The organism is Mesorhizobium sp. B2-2-3 (genome assembly GCF_006442405.1).
Taxonomy (GTDB): domain Bacteria; phylum Pseudomonadota; class Alphaproteobacteria; order Rhizobiales; family Rhizobiaceae; genus Mesorhizobium.
Window position 1 is genome coordinate 23,436 of record NZ_VFWC01000025.1, and the last position, 10,406, is coordinate 33,841.

Genomic DNA, 10,406 nt, shown 5'->3' on the forward strand with positions numbered 1-10,406 from the left:
AGACGGCGAAGTTCAGGCGCTCGGCTCCAGCACCAGCCGCATCAACGGCCGGCCCGCCTTGCGTTCCAGGAGCCGCTCGAACCCGGCCTTCTCGAACACGCGCGACGAGCCCACGAACAGCCCGATGGAGCGTGAATCCTTCGACAGGTCTATCGGGCAGGCTTCCACCATTCGCGCGCCGTTCCTGCGGGCGAAATCGATGCCGCCTTCGACCAGGCGATGGCTGATGCCCCGGCCCCGTGCCTTGGCGCGGATGAAGAAACAGGAAATTGCCCAGACGCTCGGATCCGATGCGTCCGCGGGATCGACCGGAGCCGAGCCCCGGCCCCGGTTGTTCCACTCGGGCACGTCGGCGCGCGGCCCGATCTGCATCCAGCCGACTGCCTTGCCGTCCTCGAACGCCAGCATGCCCGGGGGCGGGCCTGCTTCGATGCGCGCCCTGATGTGGTCTTTGTTGCGTTCGCGGCTGCTTTCGCGACGAGCCGCCGGCGCCAGCCGGAAATGCGTGCACCAGCAGCCGTAGCAGGCGCCCTGCTTGCCGAAGAGATCTTCGAATTCAGGCCAGAGCTCAGGCGCCAGCGGCACTATGGTCGTGCTCATGCGTTCTCCCCAGGCCAAGCTTGTCGCTAGCCTTGCACTGTCGTACCATTGTGTTTGTTCTCTTTATGTTCGCAGCGATGGCGGCTCCTGTCAATAATCCTGATCACGGTTTCTGCCGCGACTGCCTGGCCTTTCAGCGCGGCGACGCCAGGCGCTGCGAGCGATGCGGCAGCCCCAGGCTTGCCCGTCATCCCGAGCTGTACCGGCTGCATCTGGCCCACATCGACTGCGACGCTTTCTATGCGGCAATCGAAAAACGCGACAACCCGGCGCTGAAGGACAAGCCGCTGATCATCGGCGGCGGCAAGCGCGGCGTCGTCTCCACCGCCTGCTACATCGCCCGGATAAGGGGCGTGCGTTCCGCCATGCCCATGTTCAAGGCGCTCGAGGCTTGCCCCGAAGCGGTGGTTATCCCGCCCAATATGGAAAAATACGTGGTCGTCGGGCGCGAGGTGCGCGCCATGATGCAGGCGCTGACGCCGCTGGTCGAGCCGCTCTCGATCGACGAGGCGTTTCTCGACCTTGCCGGAACCGAACGGCTGCACGGCCTGCCGCCGGCCGTGGTGCTGGCCCGTTTCGCGCTGGCCGTCGAGAAGGAGATCGGCATCACCGTTTCGTCAGGTCTGTCCTACTGCAAGTTCCTGGCTAAGGTGGCGTCGGATTTCCGCAAACCGCGCGGCTTCTCGGTCATCGGCGAAGCGGAAGCCGTGGGTTTCCTCGCCGCACAGCCGGTGAGCATGATCTGGGGGGTCGGCAAGGCATTCAACGCCACGCTCGAACAGGACGGCATCCGCACCATCGGCCAGCTCCAGAAGATGGACCGTGGCGACCTCATGCGCCGCTATGGCGTGATGGGCGACCGGCTTTACCGGCTCTCGCGCGGTGAGGACGTCCGCCGCGTCGATCCCGACCAGGACGCCAAGAGCGTATCGGCCGAAACCACTTTCGACACCGATATCGCTTCGCTGGACGAGCTGGTCTCGGTGCTACGGGGCCTTTCGGAAAAGGTCTCGGCCCGATTGAAGAAATCCGGCATCGCCGGGCGCACGGTGGTGCTCAAGCTGAAGACGCAGGATTTCAAGATCCGCACCCGCAACCGCCAGCTCGGCGACCCGACCCGGCTCGCCGACCGCATCTTTTCGACCGGGGTCGAGCTGCTGCGCAAGGAAACCGACGGCACCAAATACCGGCTGCTCGGCATCGGCGTCAGCGATCTTTCCGCCGATGACAAGGCCGATCCGCCCGATCTGGTCGATATCCAGTCGCGCAAGCGGGCCATGGCCGAAAGCGCCATCGACGCGCTGCGCGACAAGTTCGGCCGCAAGGCGGTGGAAACTGGCTATACGTTCGGCAAAGGCCGCGACACCCACCCGCCAGAGCCGCTGGAAGACTGATAATGGATATCAGCTGTCGAGATTTAGGTGCGCTGCAGATCGATCCTGCTTGTCACCATGCTCTTGCCGGTTTTCGGATCAGTGTCGATCACCGTCAGCCGCATGCCGTTCTCGCCTCGTTTCTCGACCTTCATCTGCGCCTTTCGGTCACCATTGACCTCCTTGGCCCAACGGATGCCGAGATTGATCGCGTTGCCCGAACGGGTGCCGTTCAATTGCGCAGGCCCGGTACGGGACCCGACATAAGTGCCGCTATATTTCGCTCCGGCAGTCCTCAGGTCCGCGCTGATGGCGCGCGTCACCACGATAAGCCCTCGGCAATTGCCATCGAGCGACAATGAGGTCGACGTCGCGTTTGACCTGAACGTGCAGGACACATTCACCGTCGGCGCGTCGGTAGTCACCTTGACGATGCCCTTGCCGGTGAAATTGCCCTTGAACGACTGGAGAAATCTGGACTCGTCGGCATGTGCCGCGCCTGCCGTGACCAACAGGCAGCCAGCAAGCGCAAATTGCGCAAATGATCTCATCGAAATTCTCCTATCGACATTGAAAAGCACCTGCGAAGCACTTCCGATATTCGGAACTCAACGCCCCCTGCCGTGCCAGGTTCCGCCTTCAACATGACTGTTTTGCAACATCCGGCTGGCCCAGAAGAATGCGGCTGCTAGCGGTTGCGGCAAAAGCCACGGCCTGCGACATAGCGGAAATGGCACCCACCCCTTCCATCCCCAAGGCCGCGTTCTGGATGGCGCTGTCGATCGCCTCGTTCCTGGCGATGTCGGTCGCGGGCCGCGCCACCACGGCCGAGCTCAACGTTTTCCAGGTGCTGGAGCTGCGCTCGGTGATCGGCTTTTTCATCCTGCTGCCGCTGGTCATGCAAAATGGCGGCTTTGCCGCCATGCGCACTGGGCGCCCCCTCGCCCATGTCACGCGCAACGTGGTTCACTATACCGGCCAGGCGGCGTGGCTCTACGCCCTGACGCTGATCCCTTTGGCGGTGCTGATCTCGATCGAATTCACGACGCCGATCTGGACGGCGATCCTTGCGGTCACCTTTCTCGGCGAAAGGCTCACCCGGCCGAAGCTCGGCGCCGTGGCGCTCGGGCTGATCGGCGTCGTGATCATCGTGCGCCCAGGCGTCGGCTCGGTCGATCCGGGACATCTGGTCGTGCTGGGCGCGGCAATGTGCTTCGGCATCTCGCTGGTCCTGGTCAAGTCGCTGACGCGGACCGACAGCGTTGTGCGAATCATCTTCTGGATGTTGATCATCCAGTCGGTGCTCGGCCTGGTCCCGGCGCTCTACGAATGGCGCAACCCGTCGCTCGAGCTGTGGCCGTGGATTCTGCTGATCGCCTTCACCGGCATGTCGTCGCATTTCTGCATGGCCTGGGCGCTGAGCTACGCCGATGCCACCGTCATTTCGCCGATGGATTTCCTGCGCGTGCCGCTGTCGGCATTGATCGGCTGGCTGCTCTACCAGGAGCAGATCGACGCCTTCACCGCAGGCGGGGCATTGCTGATCCTGATGGGCAATATGCTCAACCTGCAGCGCCGGCAGCCAAAGCCGGCGCAAGCGGCGGCATCGTAGCGCGCCTCAATCGCCCCTCAATCACCGCTGTCGGGTATGTTGAGGAGGTGGCCGCAGGCCTTGCAGTGAACGGCGTCCGGCTCGTGCCGTTGCAGGCCGCATTGCGGACAGGGAAAGAACACCTTGGCCGGTCGGAAGATCGCCTGCGCCAGCCTGACGAACAGCGATATGCCGATGATCATGGTCACGATCGCCGTCAGTTTCCCCGCCATTCCCGGCAGCACGATGTCGCCGAACCCGGTCGTGGTCACCGTCGCGACGGTGAAGTAAAGCGCGTCGATGTAGCTTTCCAGCCCCGCTCCGCTGCGGAAGAAGAAAGTGTAGACGAAACCGGTGATCACGAAGAGGAACGTCAAGAGATTGATCACCGCGTGGCTCGCTTCGCGCCAGGGCCGCAGGCCCTGCATCTCGAAATGCCGCCAGAGCGAACCGCTGCGCGACAGCGACCACAGCCGCAGAATGCGCAGAAAGCCGAGATTGGCCAGCGCCGTCGGCATCAGCAGCGTCAAAAGGATGAAAATGTCCACCCAGGAGGTCGGCTGCTTCATCAGCCGCAGCATGTCGTTCGAGGCAAGCAGCCTGGCAACCAGGTCGGCGGCGACCAGAGCCGCCACCGCATAGTCGAGCCACAGGAATGAGGCCGACTGCTGGATGACGGGCGTGGCGATGAAGAAGGCAATGATGGCCAGGTCGATGATGACCGCAACCAGCTGAAACCGAAAAGCCGCCGGCGTGCGGCCGTGGTAGAGCTTGCGCAGCGTGTCGCGCAGCCACGCCATTGTGGAACGGTCCTGCAATCCGTCGCTGTCTTTCGTCTTCATGGCAATTGCGGTGACTTGAGCGGCGGATGCCGCCCGGCGGATTGCCACCAGTCCCCGGAAGGGGCGATCACACCAGCTCCACTTCGACCACGCCTGGCACGGCGCGCATCGCCGAGGCGATTTGCGGCGAGACGCGGTAGCCCCCCTGCAGGGCAATCTCCACCTCGCCCTGCGCTTCTTCCTTGATAACGATGATGCTCACCTGACTTTCACCACGCTGGGTAAGCTGCGATTGAATGATCGAGGCAGGCGCATCGTTTCTGACGAAGATGCGCAGTGCCTTCTGGATGCGGCTGGCCTCGTCCTCAAGCGACTGCACTGTCTGGATGCGCAGGTTGACGCCCTCCGGCCTGTCCTCCGCCGCCACGGAGATGACCACGGAGCGGCCCGGCTCCAGCATGTCGCGATACTGCGCCAATCCTTCGGAAAACAGCACCGCCTCATACTGGCCGGACGTGTCCGAGAACTGCACCACGCCCATCTTGTTGCCGGTCCGCGTCTTGCGCTCCTGCTTGGTGGTCACGGTGCCGGCGAGGCGCCCTGCGGTGGCACCGCGCTTGACCGCGGCCGAAAACTCCGCCCAGTTCTGCACCCGCATCTTCTGCAGCGCCGCCTTGTACTCGTCCAGCGGATGGGCGGAGAGATAGAAACCGACCACCTGGAATTCGCGGTGCAGGCGGTCGGCGGCGAGCCACGGTTCGGTCACGGGCAAGTTGAGCGCCTGCGACTGTGCCCCTAGAGACGCGCCGAAAATGTCGGCCTGGCCTGAGACGGCGTTCTGCTGCGCCAGTGACGCCAGCCCCATCATCCGCTCGACGCCAGCCATCATCGCGGCGCGGTCATGGCCGAAACAGTCTAGCGCTCCGGCCATGATCAGGCTTTCGAAGACGCGCTTGCCGACGATTTTCGGATCGACCCTCTCGCAGAAATCGGCCAGGCTCTTGAACGGCTTCTCGCCGCGCATGGCGACGATATGCTCCACCGCCGCGTCGCCGACTCCCTTGAGCGCGGCCATCGAATAGTAGATGCGGTTCTCACCGACCTCGAAGGGACGAAAGCTTGATATCACCGACGGTGCCACCACCTCGATGCCGAGGCGCAGCGCATCCTGGCGGAAATCCGCGAGCTTGTCGGTGTTTCCCATGTCGAGCGTCATCGACGCCGCCAGGAACTCGACCGGATAATGCGCCTTGAGATAGGCGGTCTGGTACGAGACGACGGCGTATGCGGCCGCGTGCGATTTGTTGAAACCGTAGTCGGCGAACTTGGCTAGCAGGTCGAAGATGAAGTCGGCCTGCGGCTTGGCCACGCCGCGCTCGACCGCGCCCGAGACGAAGCGCTCACGTTGCTTGTCCATCTCGGCGCGGATCTTCTTGCCCATGGCGCGGCGCAAAAGATCGGCTTCGCCCAGCGAATAGCCGGACAATTCCTGCGCGATCTGCATCACCTGTTCCTGGTAGACGATGACGCCTTGCGTCTCCTTCACCAGATGGTCGATCTTGGGATGGATCGACGCCATCTCCTCCTCGCCGTGCTTCCTGGCGTTGTAGGTCGGGATGTTCTCCATCGGCCCCGGCCGGTACAGCGCCACCAGCGCGATGATGTCCTCGATGCAGTCGGGCCGCATGCCGATCAGCGCCTTGCGCATGCCGGCACTTTCCACCTGGAACACGCCGACCACTTCGCCGCGCGACAGCATGGCGTAGGTCTCGGGGTCGTCGAGCGGTATCGTCGCAAGATCGATGTCGATGCCGCGGCGGCGTATCAGCTTCACCGCCGTCTCCAGCACCGTCAGCGTCTTCAGGCCGAGAAAGTCGAACTTCACCAGCCCGGCCTGCTCGACATATTTCATGTTGAACTGGGTGACCGGCATGTCCGAACGAGGATCGCGGTACATCGGCACCAGCTCCGACAGCGGCCGGTCGCCGATGACGATGCCGGCGGCGTGCGTCGACGCATGGCGATAAAGCCCTTCCAGCTTCTGTGCCATGTCGAGCAGCGTCTGGACGATCGGCTCCTTTTCGGCCTCCTCGGCAAAACGCGGCTCGTTGGCGATGGCGTCCGCCAGTTTTACCGGATTGGCCGGGTTCTGCGGCACCATCTTGGACAGCTTGTCGACCTGGCCGTAAGGCATTTGCAGCACGCGACCGACGTCGCGCAGCACGGCGCGGGCTTGCAGCGTTCCAAAGGTGATGATCTGGCCGACCTGGTCGCGTCCATATTTCTGCTGGACATAGCGGATCACCTCTTCGCGGCGGTCCTGGCAGAAGTCGATGTCGAAATCGGGCATCGACACGCGGTCCGGATTGAGGAAGCGCTCGAACAGCAGCGAGAAACGCAGCGGATCGATGTCGGTGATGGTGGTGGAATAGGCGACCAGCGAGCCCGCACCCGAGCCGCGCCCCGGCCCGACTGGAATGCCTTGCGACTTGGCCCATTTGATGAAGTCGGCAACGATCAGGAAGTAGCCTGGGAATTTCATCTTCTCGATGATGCCGAGCTCGAACTCGAGCCTCTCGCGGTATTGCTCGACCGTATAGCCCGGCGTCGGTCCGTGCGCGGCAAGCCGGGCCTCCAGCCCTTCACGCGCCTGGCGGGCAAGTTCGGCGGCCTCGGCCTTCTCGGCTGCGTCCTTGTCCGACGCGTCGCCGCCGGTAAAGCGCGGCAGGATCGGGCTGCGGGTTTTCGGATAGTAGGAGCAGCGCAACGCGATCTCGACCGTGTTGTCGATCGCTTCCGGCAGATCGGCGAACAACGCTGCCATCTCAGCCTGGCTACGCAGGAAGTTATCCGGTGAAAGCCGGCGGCGATTGTCCACGGCGACGACCGAGCCCTCCGCTATGGCGATCAGCGCATCATGCGCGTCATAATCGTCGCGCGAGGAGAAGAACGCCTCGTTGGTGGCGACGAGCGGTAATTCGTGGGCATAGGCGAGATCGATCGTGGAATGTTCTATCAGCCGGTCGTAACCGGAAACTCGTTCCAGTTCGACATAGAGCCGATCGCCGAACAGGGCTTTCAGGGTCGACAGCCGGGTCTCCGCGAGATCGCGTCGATCCTCCTTCAGAGCCGCGCCGATAGGGCCGCGGGGACCGCCGCTGAGGCAGATCAGCCCGTCTGCCTGGCCCTCCAGCATCTCGCTGGTCAGATGCACCGCCTCGCCGGGCGGCGTCTCCAGATAGACGCGGCTCACCAGCCTGACCAGATTGGAATAGCCGGCCTCGGTCGCCGCGATAAGCACGACTGGCCGCATCTCGGGCCCCTGCCGCCGGCGGTCGCGCTGGCCGTCGACGTTCTCGCCGGAAAAGGCGAGCGCGATCTGGCAGCCGATGATCGGCTGGATGCCGTCCTTCACCGCCTTCTGCGCGAATTCGAGCGCGCCGAACAGATTGTTGGTGTCGGTGACCGCGATTGCCGGACACTCGTCCTTGACCGCATGGCCGACGATCTTGCCGAGTTGGAGCGCGCCTTCCAGCAGCGAATAGGCCGAGTGGACGCGAAGATGCACGAAAGGACGCGCCGGCGCTTCTGGCGCCGCCCCCTTCACTGCCGCTTCGCGCAGCAAGGGGTCGCGTGGAAGTCTGTCATCCGCCATGGTTTTTCGCGTTTCCCGAAGGACTTGAGTCGATCAAGATGTATTGTCCGGCACCGGGCGATGCCAGTCCAGCACAAACGAACATCGGCCACAGGCTTCCGCCCGCCCTCGCTTCAGGCGAATTCCATGATCACCGCGTCGACGGCCAGGCTGTCGCCCGGCTTGACGTTGAGTTTCGCCACCACGAGATCGCGCTCGGCGCGCAGCACGTTCTCCATCTTCATCGCCTCGACGACGGCCAGAGTCTCGCCGGCCTTGACCTCCTGGCCTTCGGCGACGGCGATCGAGACGACGAGGCCGGGCATGGGACATAGCAGCAGGTTGGACGTGTCGGGCTCCAGCTTTTCCGGCATCAGCCTTTCCAGCACGGCAATGCGCGGCAGCATGGCGCGCGCTGTCACCGAAAGCCCTTTCCAGGCGATGCGAAGGCCGTTTGGCGCAGGGCGCAGTTGCGCCACCATTTCGTGCCCGCCGACGCTGCCGCGCCAGACGAGTTCGCCCGGCCGCCAGGCCGACGAAACCGTCAGCGGCTTGCCGCCCTCGATGGACAAGTCGACTTCCATCGGAATGGAGATTATGCCCTCCAGGATGGACGCGGACAGATAGTCCTTGCCAATCTTCACCACCCAGTCGCGCTTGAGTGCTCCCGAATGCGGCGCCAAGCGCCCGCCCAGCCGGTCGAGTCGGTCGCGGCGCAGCAATTCGACCACGGTGGCGACCGCCGCCAACACGGCCTTGTCGTCATGGTCGGGCAGGATCGGCGCAAAGCCGTCGGGATATTCCTCTGCGATGAATCCGGTCGAAATCCGCCCTTCCCGCCAGCGCGGATGCTGCATGAGCGCCGCCAGAAAAGGGATGTTGTGCTCGATGCCGTCGACGACAAAACTGTCCAACGCTTCGGACATCGCGTCGATTGCCTCCAGCCGGGTCGGCGCCCAGGTGCACAGCTTGGCAATCATCGGGTCGTAGAACATCGAAATCTCCGATCCCTCGGTGACGCCGGTGTCGTTGCGGATGACGACGTCGCCGACTTGCCCTTCCTGTGGCGGTCGATAGCGCGTCAGGCGGCCGATCGACGGCAGGAAGTTGCGATACGGATCCTCGGCATAGAGCCGGCTCTCCACCGCCCAGCCATTCAGTTTCACGTCGCTTTGCTTCAAGGCGAGCTTCTCGCCGGCTGCCACACGGATCATCTGCTCGACCAGATCGACACCGGTGACAAGCTCCGTCACCGGATGCTCGACCTGCAATCGTGTATTCATTTCAAGGAAATAGAAGTTTTTCTCAGCGTCGACGATGAATTCCACCGTGCCGGCGCTCTGGTAGTCGACGGCCCTGGCCAGCGCCACCGACTGCTCGCCCATGGCCTTGCGCGTCCTGGCATCGAGGAAAGGCGATGGCGCCTCCTCGGCCACCTTCTGGTTGCGGCGCTGGATCGAGCATTCGCGCTCGCCGAGATAGAGCGCGTTGCCATGCGCGTCGGCCAGCACCTGGATCTCGATGTGGCGTGGATCGACGATAAACTTCTCGATGAACACGCGGTCGTCGCCGAACGAGCTCTTGGCCTCCGAGCGCGCGCGGTCGAAGCCGTCGCGCACCTCGGCCTGGTTCCAAGCGATGCGCATGCCCTTGCCGCCGCCGCCGGCCGAGGCCTTGATCATCACGGGATAGCCGATCTCTCCGGCGATCTTCTCCGCGTGGTCGGCGTTCTCGATGACGCCGAGCCAGCCGGGAACCGTCGAAACATTGGCGGCGTTGGCGAATTTCTTCGATTCGATTTTGTCGCCCATCGCCTTGATGGCCTTCGGCTTCGGCCCGATGAAGACGATGCCCTCCTTCTCCAGCGCCTCGCAGAATGATGCGCGCTCGGACAGGAAGCCATAGCCGGGATGCACGGCCTGAGCGCCGGTCGCCTTGCACGCCGCGATGATTTTCTCGGGCACGAGATAGCTCTGCGCGGCTGGCGACGGTCCGATATGCACCGCCTCGTCGGCCATCTCGACATGCACGGCATCGCGATCGGCGTCGGAATAGACAGCGACCGTGGCGATGCCCATCTTGCGCGCGGTCTTGATGACGCGGCAGGCTATCTCGCCACGGTTGGCGATCAGGATTTTGGTGAACATGCGGGCAAATTCCCCTCCGGCGGACGGTCCAGTTCTATGGATTATGTCGCCATGTCTCAAGTACCGTGTGCGTGGCGCGAACGCCTGCGGTCAAGGGTGTGCTACCTGCGTCAAGAAAGCCGATATTTCGTCTCATCTGGCGGTTGATGAGCAGGCCAAAACCTGAAAGCCTGAGCGCAAAATTGCGTTGGAGGATTGCCAGATGAAAACCCGCGCCGCTGTTGCCGTTGCTGCCGGAAAGCCGCTTGAGATCATGGAGGTCGACCTTGACGGCCCGCG

Annotated in this window: 8 protein-coding genes; 2 read left to right on the top strand and 6 right to left on the bottom strand. The window is 63.5% G+C overall.

What is annotated here, in order from left to right:
* Positions 1-12 precede the first annotated feature (12 nt).
* Positions 13-600, bottom strand: a complete 588-nt coding sequence (locus FJ951_RS27955) for a GNAT family N-acetyltransferase (RefSeq protein ID WP_140518294.1) — start codon at positions 598-600, stop codon at positions 13-15.
* A 65-nt stretch (positions 601-665) separates the two neighbouring features.
* Here FJ951_RS27955 and FJ951_RS27960 point away from each other — a divergent pair, with 65 nt between their 5' ends.
* A complete protein-coding gene (locus tag FJ951_RS27960; RefSeq protein ID WP_140518295.1) occupies positions 666-1,994 on the top strand; it encodes a DNA polymerase IV in 1,329 nt (442 codons plus the stop codon).
* A 23-nt stretch (positions 1,995-2,017) separates the two neighbouring features.
* Here FJ951_RS27960 and FJ951_RS27965 read toward each other — a convergent pair whose 3' ends face one another.
* Entirely contained in the window at positions 2,018-2,524 is a 507-nt protein-coding gene (locus FJ951_RS27965; protein WP_140501529.1) for a hypothetical protein, read from the bottom strand.
* A gap of 179 nt (positions 2,525-2,703) precedes the next feature.
* On the opposite strand from FJ951_RS27965, the gene FJ951_RS27970 reads away from it, so the two are divergent.
* Positions 2,704-3,585, top strand: a complete 882-nt coding sequence (locus tag FJ951_RS27970) for a DMT family transporter (protein WP_140501527.1) — start codon at positions 2,704-2,706, stop codon at positions 3,583-3,585.
* Between the two features lie 17 nt (positions 3,586-3,602).
* Here the strand turns inward: FJ951_RS27970 and FJ951_RS27975 are convergent, their stop codons facing one another.
* The 4 genes from FJ951_RS27975 to FJ951_RS28610 form a co-directional block, all read right to left on the bottom strand.
* Positions 3,603-4,406, bottom strand: a complete 804-nt coding sequence (locus FJ951_RS27975; RefSeq protein WP_140501525.1) for a potassium channel family protein — start codon at positions 4,404-4,406, stop codon at positions 3,603-3,605.
* Between the two features lie 67 nt (positions 4,407-4,473).
* Positions 4,474-8,001: a DNA polymerase III subunit alpha gene (gene dnaE, locus FJ951_RS27980; protein WP_140518296.1), complete on the bottom strand. Its 3,528-nt coding sequence runs from the start codon at positions 7,999-8,001 to the stop codon at positions 4,474-4,476.
* A gap of 113 nt (positions 8,002-8,114) precedes the next feature.
* Positions 8,115-10,127, bottom strand: coding sequence for an acetyl/propionyl/methylcrotonyl-CoA carboxylase subunit alpha (locus FJ951_RS27985; protein WP_140518297.1), 2,013 nt, complete (start codon positions 10,125-10,127; stop codon positions 8,115-8,117).
* A gap of 34 nt (positions 10,128-10,161) precedes the next feature.
* The coding region (locus tag FJ951_RS28610) for a hypothetical protein (protein ID WP_181172304.1) at positions 10,162-10,406 on the bottom strand (245 nt) is incomplete at its 5' end.

Coding starts and splice junctions, on each gene's coding strand:
- FJ951_RS27955 (WP_140518294.1), bottom strand. CDS start 600: ATGAGCACGACCATAGTGCCGCTGGCGCCTGAGCTCTGGCCTGAATTC.
- FJ951_RS27960 (WP_140518295.1), top strand. CDS start 666: ATGTTCGCAGCGATGGCGGCTCCTGTCAATAATCCTGATCACGGTTTC.
- FJ951_RS27965 (WP_140501529.1), bottom strand. CDS start 2,524: ATGAGATCATTTGCGCAATTTGCGCTTGCTGGCTGCCTGTTGGTCACG.
- FJ951_RS27970 (WP_140501527.1), top strand. CDS start 2,704: ATGGCACCCACCCCTTCCATCCCCAAGGCCGCGTTCTGGATGGCGCTG.
- FJ951_RS27975 (WP_140501525.1), bottom strand. CDS start 4,406: ATGAAGACGAAAGACAGCGACGGATTGCAGGACCGTTCCACAATGGCG.
- dnaE (WP_140518296.1), bottom strand. CDS start 8,001: ATGGCGGATGACAGACTTCCACGCGACCCCTTGCTGCGCGAAGCGGCA.
- FJ951_RS27985 (WP_140518297.1), bottom strand. CDS start 10,127: ATGTTCACCAAAATCCTGATCGCCAACCGTGGCGAGATAGCCTGCCGC.